13 protein-coding genes and 2 pseudogenes are annotated in these 14725 nt (G+C 58.1%); 12 read left to right on the top strand and 3 right to left on the bottom strand.

All coding sequences use genetic code 11. From position 1 onward, the window contains the following. Window positions 1–4: 4 nt before the first annotated feature. Window positions 5–1324, bottom strand: coding sequence for an aspartate aminotransferase family protein (locus tag AABQ55_RS36590; protein ID WP_272809615.1), 1320 nt, complete (start codon window positions 1322–1324; stop codon window positions 5–7). A gap of 98 nt (window positions 1325–1422) precedes the next feature. Next, window positions 1423–2109, bottom strand: a complete 687-nt coding sequence (locus tag AABQ55_RS36585) for a GntR family transcriptional regulator (RefSeq protein WP_272809614.1) — start codon at window positions 2107–2109, stop codon at window positions 1423–1425. Between the two features lie 203 nt (window positions 2110–2312). On the opposite strand from AABQ55_RS36585, the gene AABQ55_RS36580 reads away from it, so the two are divergent. The 9 genes and pseudogenes from AABQ55_RS36580 to AABQ55_RS36540 form a co-directional block, all read left to right on the top strand. Continuing rightward, window positions 2313–3425, top strand: a complete 1113-nt coding sequence (locus AABQ55_RS36580; protein WP_272809613.1) for an ABC transporter ATP-binding protein — start codon at window positions 2313–2315, stop codon at window positions 3423–3425. After that, window positions 3422–4315 carry an ABC transporter permease gene (locus tag AABQ55_RS36575; protein ID WP_272809612.1) on the top strand — a complete coding sequence of 298 codons (894 nt, stop codon included), beginning with the start codon at window positions 3422–3424 and terminating at the stop codon, window positions 4313–4315. Before AABQ55_RS36580 ends, AABQ55_RS36575 begins: the two co-directional genes overlap by 4 nt. A gap of 79 nt (window positions 4316–4394) precedes the next feature. Continuing rightward, window positions 4395–5189: an ABC transporter permease gene (locus AABQ55_RS36570; protein WP_272809690.1), complete on the top strand. Its 795-nt coding sequence runs from the start codon at window positions 4395–4397 to the stop codon at window positions 5187–5189. Continuing rightward, on the top strand, window positions 5186–6253 hold the full coding sequence (locus AABQ55_RS36565) for an ABC transporter substrate-binding protein (RefSeq protein ID WP_272809611.1): 1068 nt from the start codon (window positions 5186–5188) through the stop codon (window positions 6251–6253). Before AABQ55_RS36570 ends, AABQ55_RS36565 begins: the two co-directional genes overlap by 4 nt. 114 nt (window positions 6254–6367) lie before the next feature. Further along, window positions 6368–7066, top strand: coding sequence for a response regulator transcription factor (locus AABQ55_RS36560; RefSeq protein ID WP_272809610.1), 699 nt, complete (start codon window positions 6368–6370; stop codon window positions 7064–7066). Between the two features lie 110 nt (window positions 7067–7176). Further along, window positions 7177–8433, top strand: coding sequence for an aminotransferase class I/II-fold pyridoxal phosphate-dependent enzyme (locus AABQ55_RS36555; RefSeq protein WP_272809609.1), 1257 nt, complete (start codon window positions 7177–7179; stop codon window positions 8431–8433). A gap of 372 nt (window positions 8434–8805) precedes the next feature. Continuing rightward, window positions 8806–9012, top strand: coding sequence for a hypothetical protein (locus AABQ55_RS36550; RefSeq protein ID WP_272809608.1), 207 nt, complete (start codon window positions 8806–8808; stop codon window positions 9010–9012). Between the two features lie 319 nt (window positions 9013–9331). Continuing rightward, window positions 9332–9544, top strand: a pseudogene (locus AABQ55_RS36545) (IS21 family transposase); the annotation flags it as partial. Window positions 9545–9737: 193 nt separating this feature from the next. Further along, a pseudogene (locus AABQ55_RS36540) lies at window positions 9738–9962 on the top strand (GyrI-like domain-containing protein); the annotation flags it as partial. Window positions 9963–10134: 172 nt separating this feature from the next. Here the strand turns inward: AABQ55_RS36540 and AABQ55_RS36535 are convergent. Continuing rightward, window positions 10135–11031, bottom strand: a complete 897-nt coding sequence (locus AABQ55_RS36535) for an AraC family transcriptional regulator (RefSeq protein WP_272809607.1) — start codon at window positions 11029–11031, stop codon at window positions 10135–10137. 148 nt (window positions 11032–11179) lie between these two features. Between AABQ55_RS36535 and AABQ55_RS36530 the strand changes: the two genes are divergently transcribed. The 3 genes from AABQ55_RS36530 (at window position 11180) to AABQ55_RS36520 (ending at window position 14665) form a co-directional block, all read left to right on the top strand. Then, window positions 11180–11905 (top strand): SDR family oxidoreductase, encoded by a 726-nt coding sequence (locus AABQ55_RS36530; RefSeq protein ID WP_272809606.1) that lies wholly within the window; start codon window positions 11180–11182, stop codon window positions 11903–11905. Between the two features lie 386 nt (window positions 11906–12291). Then, window positions 12292–13236, top strand: coding sequence for a M10 family metallopeptidase C-terminal domain-containing protein (locus AABQ55_RS36525; protein ID WP_272809605.1), 945 nt, complete (start codon window positions 12292–12294; stop codon window positions 13234–13236). Between the two features lie 172 nt (window positions 13237–13408). Next, a complete protein-coding gene (locus AABQ55_RS36520; protein WP_445190526.1) occupies window positions 13409–14665 on the top strand; it encodes an IS701 family transposase in 1257 nt (418 codons plus the stop codon). Window positions 14666–14725 lie beyond the last annotated feature (60 nt).

Below are 14725 nucleotides of genomic sequence, written 5' to 3'. Positions count from 1 at the left end.
GGCATTAGTCGACGAGAAACTGCTCGAATGTCGCAACGACATGTTCGAGTTCATCATCGCCCATGGGTGTGGAAAGGCATGCGGCGGCATCATGCGGCAGTAAAATTCCCTTTTCGCGGAAATGGCGGCTCAGTGAGCGCATAGCGGCAATATCAGGGGGTGTCGGCGCGGCTTCGGCATAGGTGGTCGGCGGTGTCGCCCGCGGATGAATGCGCAGGAGAGACGCCGCCCCGGTTACCGAGAACGCCGCCCCATGTTCGCGCGCGACTGCCGAGAGCTCAGCGCGAAGCCAGTCTCCCTGTCGCTCCAGTCGATCGAATACCGCAGGGGTTGCCGCTTCCATCGCCTTGAGACCGGCAACCATCGATACTGGATTTGCCGAAAACGTTCCACCTTGGGAGACGACAGGCGAACTGGGATCCCCCCCGAAGACGGACATGACCTCCGCATTTCCTCCGATTGCGCCAATCGGAAACCCGCCTCCGATGATCTTGCCTGCAACCACAAAGTCCGGTTTCAGGCGATAGCGTGCAGATGCACCCGCGTAGCTTTGCCGAAGGTTCAAGACCTCATCAGCGATGATGAGAATGCCGTGCCGATTGGCCACGTCCATGATCCGTTCAATGAAAACAGGTTGGGGTTCGAGGAGGCCGGCACGGCTTGGCATGGGATCGATCAGGATCGCTGCGATGCGGCTGGCATGCGCCGCAATGGTATCATCCAGACCATCTGCGTCGTTGAAATCCAGCACCAGCACATCATTCGCGATTTCGCTGGGTGCGCCGCGATATCCAAGGCGCGCGTTTCGGCTACCATCCAGTCGGATATCGAAGCCGTTTTGACCGGCCTCCGCCCAATCGTAGGCGCCATGATAGGCGCCGGCGAACCGCGCGATGGCGGAACGCCCGGTAAAGGCCCTCGCCGCCTTGATTGCAAACATCACGGCTTCGGTGCCGGTGTTCACGAAGCGGATGCGTTCGATCGCTGGAATACGCGATGTCAGCAGTTCCGCAAGTGCGATTTCGTACCGTGTGGGATTGGAAAAACACGTGCCTGCCGCGAGCAGCTCGCAAACCGCCTCCACCACCGGCTTGAACCCATGGCCATGAAGCAAGGTGGTGAAGTTGTTGTTGAGGTCGAGAAGGCGCGCTTCGTCGACATCGACGAGATAGGCCCCCTCGCCCCTCGCCACATAAATTGGATGAGGTTCCCTGTCGATGGTTGCGCGAGTCACACCGGCCGGGAAGACTTTTTGTCCGCGTGCAAAGAGTTGAGACGAGCGGCAAAGCGCAACGGCGTCGCCGGCTGCGATTTCTGTGAGCATTTGACTACCTTCGCTACAAAATACGAGCTTTATGAAAGCTTCGCATTTTTGTTGCAACAAAATATCGTCATGTCAATGCGGCGCAACAAAAATCTACCTTATTGCGAAACACGGGCCCTCAACGCACTGCGCAGCCGGAGATATCCGGTGCGAATGTCGCCTTCGAATGCCGCGCGCAATGCGCGACAGTCGCGCTCCTGGATGGCATCCATCGCCATCTCATGGTTGCGCACCCCGTATTTCTCTTCCGCAAATTCCGGATAGAGGCCATAGAAGGAGGGGCCGACCCGCAGCCATTGCGCCTCGATCAGGTCGACCAGGTGCGGCAGCCCAGAGCGGGCATAGACTAGGAAGTGGAATTCCTTGTTGTGCCACAGAACAGAAGCGTAATCCCGCTTCTCCAAGCCATTATTTATCATACCTTGCAATGACTTAAGGGTAGCAAGGTCATCGGCAGTGCATCTGGTCGCAGCCTCCTCCGCCGCCAGCCCCTCCAATGCGATACGGATAACCGTGACCTCCTTGAGGTCACGCTCAGAGAGGATCGGAATAATGACCGTCTTCGGGCCTGCATAGACCAGGGCATTTTCGGCGGCCAGGCGATTGATTGCATCACGCGCGGGGGTCGAGCTGACGCCAAGGGTCTCGGCGACCGAACGCACCGTCAGCTTGTCTCCCGGTCGATAGACGCCGCGGCTAATCCTGTCCTTTAGCGCCTCATAAGCCGAATCTCCCAATCGCGGGCCTAGGCCGGATTTCGCGCTATTGTGATCCTCATCAATCAATTTACACCTCAAGATGGTTGACAGCGATAATTTTTGTTGCAACAAAACGGCAAATGCAAAGACTTTGCGAAGTTATGTCGCATCAACATTAGCGCCTCGCGCAACGGATGTCACACCGTTTGCGCCGGCCATTCCACAATGCGGATCCAAACCAAGAGACCGCCGCCATGCCGCAAGCCGGCACATAAATCTGGGAGAACACGTTGATCGGAAAGAACTTAACGCTCTCGAACATTTCGAAGCGGTACGGGGCAGTCGAGGCTGTGAGAGACACCTCGCTGGAAATTCATGCGGGAGAGTTCGTCTCTATCGTGGGTCCATCGGGGTCGGGTAAAACATCCTTGCTGACGATGATCGCTGGCTTCGAGCATCCCAGTTCCGGGTCCATTCATATCGCAACGAAGAATATCACTGCCGCAGCACCCCATCGCCGTGACATCGGCATGGTTTTCCAACGGTATGCCCTCTTTCCGCATATGACCGTTCGGCAAAACATCGAGTTTCCCTTGCGGATGCGCAAATCATCTCGCTCGGCGGAGGGGCGCCGGCGCGTTACCGAAATGCTCGACCTCGTTCAACTCGGCGGGCTTGAGCATCGATATCCTCACCAACTCTCGGGTGGTCAGCAGCAGCGCGTCGCCGTCGCAAGAGCGCTCGTCTTCAATCCACCCGTGATCCTCATGGATGAACCGCTCGGCGCACTCGACAAAAAGCTGCGCGAGTCCATGCAACTGGAAATCAAGCGCATTCACGAAACGGTTGGCGCGACCGTTGTCTATGTGACGCACGACCAGGAGGAAGCGCTGACCATGTCGAACCGCGTCGCGGTCATGCATCGCGGCAGCCTTCAGCAGATTGGTGCGCCCGACGAACTCTACAGAAATCCGGCAAACGCCTTCGTTGCCGACTTTGTGGGTTCCATCAACTTCCTGCCCGTCAGCGTTGTTTCCTCCGACGATACGTCGGTCATTGTCGTTGTGAAAGGCTCGTCATCTCCGATCACCATTTCCGGTAGTCGATCCAGAGATCGTCCCGCGATCGGCCAGGCTTTGCGCCTGGGCGTGCGCCCGGAACATCTTCGTTTGCGCCGTTCGAAATGGGATCGGGAGTCACCTCTCGAGGGCACGGTCGATTCTGTTGTTTTCGCGGGTGCTTCTTTGTTTGCGCTCGTGCGCATTGCGGCCCACGGCGACGCAATTGTGCGCGTGCAATTGCCTGCCATCGAGCCGGCTCCCGAGCGTGGTGCTCTCGTCGGCCTCGATTTTGCACCGGAACATGCCCGTCTTTTTTCTGCAGCGAGCGAGGGCGCACGGTGAGTACGACTGCCCAGAACAGACTGTCATCCTGGATTTTGTATATTCGTCGGGGCAATTCGGCAAAATTATACCCGCCTGGCCTATCTCTGCTTCTCGTCTTGCCGCTTCTGTCGCTGCTGGCCATCGGGTTCCTGTATCCGGTCCTCCACCTTGTGCAGCTCAGTTTCGCCGATGCTGGCGAACCCTATCTGCGCATGACACACAATCCGCTCTATATGGAAGTGCTCGTGGACACGGTCTTGATCTCAGCGGCCGTCGCCATCCTTTGCCTCGTGCTGGGCTATCCCATCGCAATGGCGATGTCGCGGCTAAGGCGCAAGGCTGCATTGATCGTCACGGCATGCGTCTTCGTTCCCCTGTGGACCTCCGTCCTTGTCCGGTCCTACGCATGGGTCGTACTGTTCCAGCGCAACGGCCCGATCAACGATCTATTGCAAGGTATGGGCCTAACTGACGGTCCCATCCGGATCATATATACGCAAGGTGCCGTCATCCTTGCCATGACACATGTGCTCCTGCCATTCGCGATCCTGCCTATCCAGGCAACGCTCCGAAGTTTGCCGGCCGATCTAACCAGGGCAGCCGCCAATCTTGGTGCCAGTCCTGTGCGGTCCTTTTTCCTGATTACCCTGCCGCTCAGCCTACCCGGCGTTTTTGCTGGAATGATCCTGTGCTTCGTTCTGGCCCTCGGGTTCTACATCACGCCGGCGCTCGTCGGCGGCCCCAACTCCATGATGATGGCAACACTGATCGGGCAGCAGACACTCGTCGCCGTTGATTGGCCATTTGCAGCCGCTCTCAGCACCGTCCTTCTGACCGTGACGCTGCTTCTTGTCGTCGTCTTCCGCAAAGCGCTGTCGCACAACAAAGGATTCAACGGTGTCCACTAATCAAAGTACACGACGCGCAATCGCCGGTGAACTCGGTCTCCACCGGGAGCCCGTTCTTGAAGCGCTTTATCCGCGGCTCATCCGCCTCGTGGGGTTGGCAGCGGTGGCACTCATCCTGTTTTTCCTCATCTTGCCGACAGTCATCATCATACCGATGTCGCTGAATGAATCCGCGCACCTATCGTTCCCGCCATCCGGCCTGACGTTCAAATGGTATCTGGCTTACCTATCGGACCCTGATTGGCTCGCCGCCACGCTGTTCAGCCTCAAGATCGCCGTTTGTACTGCCGTCACCTCCACGTTCATCGGCACGGCGACTGCGTTGTCCCTTGTCAGGGGTGACCTCCCGTTCAAAGGGTTTGTACAAGCCGTCGTAATCAGCCCAATGATCGTTCCCCATGTGGTGCTCGGCGTTGCGCTCTATCTTGTCTTCGCCCCTCTGGAGTTGACGGGTTCGCTTCCAGGCTTCCTGATCGGTCACACCGTGCTTGCCGTGCCCTTTGTCGTGATTACCGTCTCGGCATCGTTGCAAAGACTGGATCCGGCGCTCGAACTGGCGGCGGCAAGCTGTGGGGCATCACGGATACGGTGCTTCATCCACGTGACGCTTCCAAATATTGCGCCCGGCATTGCCGCCGGTGCTGTCTTTGCCTTCCTTGCCTCGTTTGACGAAGCCACCGTCGCCTTCTTCATCTCCGACATTGGCGGCAAATCGATTGGACGAAAGATGTTCGAGGACATCGACTTCAATCTGACCCCCGTCATTGCCGCCGCTTCGACGGTCATCGTGGCAGCATCCCTCTTGCTCATCGGTATCGTTCATCTTGCCTCACCCTCAAAGACATCTCAAAACAATCAGGAGAAAGAACAATGATCACCAAACTCGGATTTCGCACCACAGCTTTAGTCGCGTTGGCCACTACGATATTGGCGACCACGTGCAGCAGCGCCCTGGCGGGCGAACGTGTTGTCATCGCATCGACCGGCGGCGCATATGATCGCGCTCTGAAGGAAGCCTGGTTCGATCCGTTCACCAAGGAAACCGGCATCGAGGTGGTCGTGGTGTCTGCGACGAATGCAGAGATGCGCGCCAAGGCATCGGCAATGGTGAAGTCCGGCAATGTGACCTGGGATCTTTACCTTGACGGAGAGATCCAGGCTGGGTCCGAAGCGCACAAGGCCGCGACCGAGGATTTGTCGGAATTTTGCAATCCCTACAAGGACCGGGCCGACCTGGTGGCGAATGCATGTGAACCGGGGGGTGCACTGCTGCAGTCGACGGCCACGTTGCTCGCCTACCGCTCCCGAGCAGAAGCGGATGCGACACCTGAGACATGGGCGGATATGTGGGACACCGAGCGTTTTCCAGGTGGCCGGGCGTTCCCCAATTTCGATGATCCATGGCGGGTGCTTGCGGCCGCACTGCTGGCCGATGGTGTGAAGAAAGAGGAGCTCTTTCCGCTCGACGTCAATCGCGGCTTTCGCAAGCTCGACGAGATACGGGATTCCGTTTCTCTCTGGTGGAAGACCGGCGACCAAAGTGTCCAAGGCTTCCGCAACGGCGATTATGACCTTGGGCAAATCTGGCTCACCCGCGCCAAGGCGATGGCAAACGAGGGTCTGCCGATAAAGTGGTCCTATAAGGCCTCCTTCCTTGTCGGCGATCGCATTGCACTCGTGCGCGGCGCCCCGAACCGCGAGAACGCGCTCAAACTGATGGCATTCTGGCTGGATAATCCAGCCGCACAGGCCAAAGCCTGCGATGTCCTTTCCTGCACGCCACCGAGCAAGGATGCCATCGCCTTGATGTCCGATGAAACGCGTAAATCCATGCCCACAGCAGGTGACATTTCCGACTACGTGATCGTGCCGGATGCAGAATGGATCAATGCCAACGCATCGCAGTTGCTTGAACAATGGAACAACTGGGTCCGGTAACCTGACCGCGCGGAAAGATAGGCCCGCGTCGGAACTGACCAATCGCATATCGATATGCCTTAACGCATCCCGACTCTGCAGGTGTCAGGTCTGGGGCACCTGTGGAGTCACCCCATGAACCCTATTGTCCTTGTTGCAACCAAAGATGCGGACTTCTCCCTGTTCCTTACTCATATTCTCGCGTCGGGAGGATTTCGGGCGTTGCCGATTGCGCCCGATATCAAAGAACTGGAAATGAACATCGGTGCGTCCAAAGCCTTGATTCTCGATAGCACCGACATCGATCCGGCGCTTCAACTTTGCCAAAAAGCACGCTCTCGCAGAACAACGGCGAACGTCGCAATGATGGCTTTCATTCGCCCGCAACATGCCGGTTACTATCTAAGATTCCTGAGATCGGGCGTTGACGAGTGTGTCTTGCGGCCGCTGTCTCCCGATTTGATCCTCTATGGTTTACGCGCAAGCATCGAGCGGCGAACCAGGCCATTGGTGGCATCATCGCATGAACAGTGCGAGGAGATCGGCGCACTCTGGCTGGATCGCTCGACACGGATGCTGCGGGGCAGGTTTGGCAAAGCGGCACTCAGCCCAACGGAATATAAGATACTGCGGCGTATGCTGGCTTCTCCGGAACGCGTCCTTACCCGCAGGGACCTTATTCTGGCAGCTTGGCCGCCTGGCCAGCATGTGGAGGACAAGACCGTCGATGCCCATATATCGAATATTCGCAAGGCTGTTCTCAAGGCGAGCGGAGAGAAGATGATCGAGACGGTCAGGTCGAACGGCTTCATCGTTTCCCTTCGAAAGACCTGATCCACGCAGCCCGCTTCGCGAAAACATATTGTTTTATTTGAGATATCTTCGTCGTTTTCTCGACCCGCTCCAGCAATCTTCCCGATGCATCAGACATCGGGAAAGAACAGATGAGCAAAGTCGTACCAGGCAAAACGCCGCAAGTTTCGCTCCGCAACACCTCGACGATGATCGATCTCGCCTCGTCGAGCTTCGAGCATGCCCACTACCAAGGCGTGATGGCCGTCTATGCGACCCCTTCGCATGATCGCCTTGTCCATATCCAGCCTGGCGACCAGGCGGTCATGGACTTTGTGCGCTGCTCCTATCTCGGATTGGACAACCATCCGGATATTCTTGATGGCGCCCGCAAGGCGATCGCCAATTCCCGTGCCTTCCATTGGTCTTGCGCGCGGACCCGTCTCAACTTCGATATCCTTGGGCACCTGGAACGTCAGCTATCCGATCTGTTCAAGGCGCGTGTCTTGACGTTCACCACGGTTCTTGCCGCAAATATGAGCGCGCTTCCGATCCTTGCATCCGGCCATCTGACGGCTGGGAAGAAGCCGCTCGTTGTCTTCGATCGACTTGCGCATGCCACTTTGGCGTTTCACAAACCGGTGGTCGCGCAGGATACGGAGGTCGCGACCATACCACACAACGACATGGCGGCCTTGGAAGCCCTTTGCAAGAGCCATCGCCCGATCGCCTATGTTTGTGACGGCGTCTATTCCATGGGCGGCAACGCTCCGATGGACGAATTGCTGCGCTTGCAGGAACGCTATGGGCTGTTCCTCTACATTGACGATGCTCATGGCATTTCCATTCACGGTGACAACGGATCGGGCTTTGCCCGCTCAGCCATTCCCGACCTTGGCGAACGCACGATTGTTGCCGCATCGCTGGGAAAGGGGTTTGGCGCATCCGGGGGCATCCTGATGCTTGGGACCGCTGCGCAAGAACTCCTGTTTCGTCGGTTTGCGGTTGCGCATGCGTTCTCCGCATCCCTAACGACGGCAGCGATTGGTGCTGCGTTCGCATCGGCTGCAATCCATGCATCACCCGAACTTAGTCTTCGCCAGCAGAAACTTCGTCGAAACCTTGAACTGCTCGATGGGCGCTTGAAGGGTTCCGGACAATCGTCCACCCTTCCCATCCGAACGGTTCGTTTTGGTGATGAGATGATCGCAGTTGCGGCCGCGCGGGAATTGCTTCGACGTGGTTTCTACACGTCGGCGATTTTCTTCCCAACGGTGGCACGGGGCGAAGCAGGGCTGCGCATCTGCCTGACATCGGCACATTCCAGCCAAGATATCGATGCGCTTTGCGATGCCATCGAAGAGATCAGGGCCGAAATCGACAGCAATGGAAGTGATCCTTTGCATTGAGTGGCGGCGTTTTTCAGGAATGCCGCTCGTTCGGACACAATATCAAAACACCACTCGTCGCATTCAATGGGCTGATTGACGGTATATTGACATGGCCGCTCCCCCAGCCGGCAAAGGTTCACGCCACGCCTGATCGCAATCATCCTCCATGGCGATAGATCATTCCTGCAGTTCTCCTGTTCCGTTTTCTGCAGCTTTGCAGAAAAATTGGTTATATTTCTCAAAGCGTTCACCACGCAGGTCCGCAAAATCCTATGATCACCGCACCGTTTGTCCAGACGATCAAATTCCCTCCGCCCCCGTTTTCAGGACCTTCAGACAACTTTGCAAACTATTGTCTACCTCAACGGCGGCAAAAACTTGAGGACTGCCATGCCAATAGAAACTGCGGCTGATCTCGTGCAAATCCTCGCCAATAGCGTTCAGAGCAGAGGCTTGGATGCCCACGCTTTGACGAAACGGACCGGCATTTCGGAAGAACGATTGAAGTTAGTCCAATGCGGCGCCTGGCAATCCCTGACCGTGAAGGAAATTGCGCTTATCATGGATGCGCTCGGGCTTGATTTAGGAGCTCTCTGATTTTGCGCCAGTATCCGATTTGCACCCTGTTCCTCCCTGGACCGGCTTCGCAATTTTACGCGGACGGGCGAGCAATTCCTTGCACGCCGCTTTTTTTGTCGAGACTGGCTTCGGTCTGCCTCATCGCCTCCTGGCGCTCCTGTGTTCGATGGCGGAAGAAAGCACTGTGTTGATTTTCAAAAGGGTTTGATTCGTATTTCCACTTACCACAACTCCACCCGCCGCCCCCTAAATGGTCGCGTACAATGGGTAATTTCGGCGTGATGGCAGGTTGCAGCAAACTGAAAATCTGGCTCAGAATCTGCTGAAATTCAACGCCTATCGGGCAAAGACAAAGGGCAAGGTCGAGCGGCCGTTCCGTTATATCCGCGAGGACTTCTTCCTCGCCCGCTCGTTCCGCAATCTCGACGACCTGAACGCCCAGCTCCGGCACTGGCTGGATAGCGTCGCCAATTCGAGAAAGCACGCCACCACCTTGCTCGTCATCAACGAGGCCTTTGCCGACGAGCGACCGCACCTGCGACCTTTGCCGCGACGCGGTCGTCATTGCGCAAGCAAGGTAGTCGGGTCGACCGAAGACGCTGATCCTTCAAAGGTGGATTGACCAGGCGGACGAAAGCCATGCTGATCTTCGGATGCACCGGCCTGCCTGGCAGCACACGTCTATTTGTGAAATGCCGGATCGCCGAGCAGTCCACACGACGGGTGAAGAGTTGTACGCCATCGAGACGGTCAGGTCGGAGAATATCCCCGATGGGTGCTACGGCGTGCTGCGCGCCATCGGCAATACCGGCAATCTGGAGCCAGCCGTTCTCTATATCCATCGCGACTGGCTGCTGCTCAGCAGCGAGGAGCCAAGGGATTTCCCTCTTTACTGCCAACGCCTCGCCTTCTTCTCCGAGGTGCCGGAGCATGAGACGGTTGCGGAATTGTTCCTGCCGTTGAAATAGGGCGGGTGGATGGCGGCTTGCGCCTCCTATGATCGTTGAAAGCGGGCGAACCGTTGCCCGCTCCCTTACCGACGTTCGCAATAACTTACGCTAAACGACCGTTTTTGGGAGCAAGTGAGTGTTTCGCCAAACTCTGAAATGAAGGCGCCAGGCTATCGGTCCGACACACCCCTCAGACCGCTCCGACGTAGTCTTGAGCGGTTTGGAGCCGGGCGATGTCCTGGCGCGGCGGCGCGCCGAACAGGCGGCGATACTCGCGGCTGAATTGTGACGGGCTGTCATAGCCAACGGCAAATCCGGCCGACCCGGCGCTCACGCCGCTCGCCAACATCAGGCGCCGCGCTTCCTGCAGGCGCAACTGCTTCTGATACTCCAGCGGGGTCATCCGCGTGATCGCCTTGAAATGCTGGTGAAGCGACGAGGGACTCATGCCCGCCGAGGCCGCGATCTCGTCGATCCTCAACTGGGTCTGGAAACTCTTGCGGATCGTGGCGATGGCGCGGTTGATCTGGTTCAGGCGGCTGTCGGCGGACGCCATGTGGCGCAGCAGAGGCCCGTGCGGCCCGGTGAGCAGCCGATAGAGGATCTCGCGCTCGACCAGCGGCGCCAGCACGGCGATGTCATGGGGGCGATCGAGCAGCCCGACCAGCCGGCAGGCGGCATCGATCAGGTCGGGATCGCCCGGATAGACCGCCAGAACCGGAAGATCGTGCCGAGGTGCCGTGCCGCGTTCGTCCACCAGGAGATCGGCAAGCGCCGCCAGGTCGAGATCGATCTTGCAGCAGAGATACGGCATCTGCGGGCTTGCCTCGATCACATGACCGACCAGCGGCAGGTCGACCGAGACGAGCAAATAGCGCGAGGCGTCGTAGACCACGCTGTGCTCGCCCAGCGACACACGTTTTGCCCCCTGGGCGATCAGACAAAGCGAGGCTTCGTAGACAGCCGGCACGGGCGCGCTCGGCTCATTGGTTCGTATCAGCGACAGCCGGCGCATGGGGGTGCCGCACATGCCCGTCTCCGGAGCATGGCGCATGATCAGCTGTGCGAGTTTGGCGATCATCTTCATGCGACATTGATCGACCATGACCGGCAAGACCGCAAGCCTCTTGTGCCATTGTTGGAGGATCGTGCAAGGAGTTCGGGCGATCGCGCTACCGCCATGTGCTCTGGCCGCACCAGAATGATGCCCGTTATCCCAAGCGAAAGGAACGACAATGACGGTAGTCAACGAAAAGATTGTGCTCATCACCGGCGCCTCCAGCGGCATAGGCGAAGCGACGGTGCGCGAACTGGCGGGAGCCGGGGCTAGGCTGTTCATCGGTGCACGCCGGGCCGAGCGGCTGAAGGCCCTTGCCAGAGAGCTCGGCGAGCGCGTCGCATGGCGCGAGCTCGACGTCACCGACGCGGCGAGCTTCGAGGCGTTCGTCGACGCCGCCGAACAGCGGTTCGGAGGCATCGACGTGCTTGTCAACAATGCCGGCGTGATGCCGCTGTCGCCGCTGGCCGCGCTCAAGCGGGACGAATGGAAGCGGATGATCGACGTCAACATCCACGGTGTGCTCAACGGGATCGCCGCAGTGCTGCCGCGCTTCGTGGCGAAGGGGAACGGCCATGTGGTGAATGTCGCCTCGGTCGGTGCGCATCTCGTCCTGCCGACGGCAGCGGTCTATTGCGGAACGAAATATGCGGTGTGGGCGATCACCGAGGGGTTGCGGCAGGAGCATGAGGACATCCGTTCCACGATCATCTCTCCGGGTGTGACCGCGACCGAACTCGGCGACGACATCAGCGATCCGCAGGTCGCCGCGGCGCTCAAGGATTGGCGACAGAAGTCGCTCACTCCGGACGCGATCGCCCGTGCCATCCGCTACGCGCTTGAGCAACCGGACGGCGTCGATGTGAACGAGGTCATCGTGCGGCCTACCGCCGCCAATATGTAGGCCTGCGACGACGTGATCATGAAGGCTTTCGGATGTGCCCGTGGGTTCACCCGAAAGCCACTATGAAGGCGCTTTACCGACTGGTCGGATTAAATAGCCCTAGATTTGTAGACGCCTTCTTTCCTAATTTTGAGGCAAGAAGAGCATCATGAGCAGATCGAATTTCAACGAAGATTTTAAGCGTGACGCTGTGCGTCAGATCACGGAGCGAGGCTAGGCCCTCACGGAAATTTATGGTGAGGCGGCACATTTACTATTGCCGCAACCGGTAATGCCCATAAACTTTGACACAATAACAACCTATTGTCGATCCTGCCTAACGGGCTTAAAGAAATGCTGTCGGCAGACCGTCGCCCATGTGTTCGCTGTGAAAACCGGAGAAAGATATGACGACCTTTTCTTACAAGGGCTACCTTTCGACCCATAACTCGAATGGCAAGGCCACGAAGCTGAAATCGACAAAGCTTGAGGTGGTGGCCACCAGCAAGGAGGCGGTTTTCAGCTATAAGCGCGCCGATGGAAAAGAAGGCATCACAATCACCAGCCCCGCTATCGAGCTACGCATAGACGGCAAGGTTTATGCTCCCAAAAAGCTTGATGCCGACATCACGCAAATCGCGTGGCGGGATGGTAGCGGCACAAAAGGTGTTGCGAATATCCTTGTTGTCGATCTTGGCGATCAGCAGTTCACCATGCAGATATCGGGAAACACCATTCCGACCTTCACCACCGCCGGAAAGTACAATTCCTTCGTAAATTCCATTACCAGTGAGAAACCGCTGACGTTTGGATTTTTCGGCCCCGGCGAAAAAATCCCCCTCGATCGGATTATGAAGCCATCCGTCACGGAAAACGACCGCATTCTAGGCACGAACGGCAAGAACACCTACGATGGCGGCGCGGGGAACGACCAGATTTCCGGTCAGGGCGGCAACGATATTCTTAAAGGTGGTGCTGGAAACGACAAGCTCTACGGCGGCGCGGGCCGTGACGAACTCCATGGCGGAGCGGGCAAGGACGTCTTCATGTTCAAATCGATCAAGGACTCCACGGTCGCATCGTCGGGGCGTGATACGATCAAGGATTTTTCCAGCAAGCAGGGCGACAAGATCGATCTGAAACCCATTGATGCCGACACAACGACCAAAGGCAACCAGACCTTCGAGTTTATCGGAACGAAGGCTTTTTCAGGTGATGCGGGGGAGCTGCGCTACATCAAGAAAGGTGGTGATACCTTCGTGTTCGCCGACGTAAACGGCGACAAGAAGGCGGATTTCTCGATCCTTATCGACGCAAGTCTCACGCTGAAAACCACAGACTTCATTCTATAGCGCTCGCGGTCGAATGCTGCTGTCATTGCTATGCAAAGCTTCCGCTAACATAAGGTGGGCGGAGTCTTTTTTTCATTTCTTCTAGCACTACTTTGGCAGAAGTGTGATTTTTGGGATTCCCTCGGCGTCGAATGCGTGATTCATGGGGAGCCAGCTTTGATGGAGGCTGGCGGTGGATGGGGATTGGCAGAACGATCTGGAGCGTTGGCTCGCGCCGTATCTGAGGGGTCTCGGTAACAAGACACGGCGCCGAATGTGTCCGGCCTATATTGCCGGCTTGATTGGCCCCGGTGACCGCAAGAGCATCCAGCCCATGGCGGCGCGCATCGAGGAGGTCAGCTACGACCGGCTGCACCATTTCATTGGCGCCGGCGTCTGGGACAGCGCGCCGCTGGAAACGACGCTGTGGCAGCAGGCCGATGATCTGGTCGGCGGTGAGAAGGCCTGGCTGATCATCGACGACACCGCGTTGCCAAAGAAGGGCAATGCCTCGGTCGGCGTCGCCCCTCAGTACGCCTCGGCCCTGGGCAAGAATGCAAACTGCCAGACGCTCGTATCGGTGACGTTGGCATCGAGGGAAGTGCCTCTCATGCTGAGCCTGCGGTTGTTCCTGCCGGAAAGCTGGACGGGCGACACTGCTCGCATGATCAAGGCCGGAGTGCCCGAGGAAATGCGGCAGCCCAGGACGAAGCCGGAGATAGCCATCGAGGAGATCGATCGGGTCATTGCCGCAGGTGTGCGCTTCGGCTGCGTGCTTGCGGATGCCGGATATGGTCTCTCGGCGCCATTCCGGCAGGCATTGACCGCACGCGGGCTTTGCTGGGCCGTCGGCGTTCCAAAGCATCAGAAGGTGTATCCCGCCGATGTGCAATTGATCTTCCCGGAGGCGGCCTGCGGGCGACCGCGCTTGCGTCACGTGCCCGACGTCAAATCGCTTCCAGCCCAGGCGGTGCTCGAAGGTGCGAAATGGCGCCAGGTCAGCTGGCGCCGGGGAACGAAAGGGCGTCTGGTCGCGCGCTTCGCCGCCGTGCGCGTCCGCATCGCCGATGGTGCGCCACAACGCATCGGCTCCTCAGGAGCGCAACACATGCCTGGTGAAGAAGCCTGGCTGGTGGGCGAGCATCGTTCGAACGGCGAGCGTAAATACTATCTCTCAAACTTGCCCGCAGACACGTCAATCAAGGACTTGGCCGGTGCGATCAAGGCACGCTGGATCTGCGAGCAGGCGCATCAGCAGCTAAAGGAAGAGCTCGGCCTCGATCACTTCGAAGGCCGTTCCTGGACCGGTCTCCATCGCCATGCACTGATGACAATGATGGCCTACGCCTTCCTGCAGACCCGCCGTCTCGCTCAAGCAGGACGGAAAAAAAAGACCCCTCGGGCCACCGCCTCAGCCCAGCCTGCCGGCAGTTCGCCAGGCTATCATTGACCGCCTCTCGCGCCCACCACCAACCTGCTGCCCTCACTGTGGCGGCAGTCTCTCCGGAGG

This window comes from Shinella sp. WSD5-1 (assembly GCF_963942435.1).
Classification (GTDB): domain Bacteria; phylum Pseudomonadota; class Alphaproteobacteria; order Rhizobiales; family Rhizobiaceae; genus Shinella; species Shinella yambaruensis.
Note: the sequence above shows the minus strand (reverse complement) of the source record. Positions and strands in the feature narration are given on the sequence as shown.

Bases quoted from the DNA above. Each gene is read 5' to 3' on its own strand.
- AABQ55_RS36525 (WP_272809605.1), top strand. From the start codon at position 12,292: ATGACGACCTTTTCTTACAAGGGCTACCTTTCGACCCATAACTCGAAT.
- AABQ55_RS36555 (WP_272809609.1), top strand. From the start codon at position 7,177: ATGAGCAAAGTCGTACCAGGCAAAACGCCGCAAGTTTCGCTCCGCAAC.
- AABQ55_RS36550 (WP_272809608.1), top strand. From the start codon at position 8,806: ATGCCAATAGAAACTGCGGCTGATCTCGTGCAAATCCTCGCCAATAGC.
- AABQ55_RS36530 (WP_272809606.1), top strand. From the start codon at position 11,180: ATGACGGTAGTCAACGAAAAGATTGTGCTCATCACCGGCGCCTCCAGC.
- AABQ55_RS36590 (WP_272809615.1), bottom strand. From the start codon at position 1,324: ATGCTCACAGAAATCGCAGCCGGCGACGCCGTTGCGCTTTGCCGCTCG.
- AABQ55_RS36535 (WP_272809607.1), bottom strand. From the start codon at position 11,031: ATGAAGATGATCGCCAAACTCGCACAGCTGATCATGCGCCATGCTCCG.
- AABQ55_RS36560 (WP_272809610.1), top strand. From the start codon at position 6,368: ATGAACCCTATTGTCCTTGTTGCAACCAAAGATGCGGACTTCTCCCTG.
- AABQ55_RS36565 (WP_272809611.1), top strand. From the start codon at position 5,186: ATGATCACCAAACTCGGATTTCGCACCACAGCTTTAGTCGCGTTGGCC.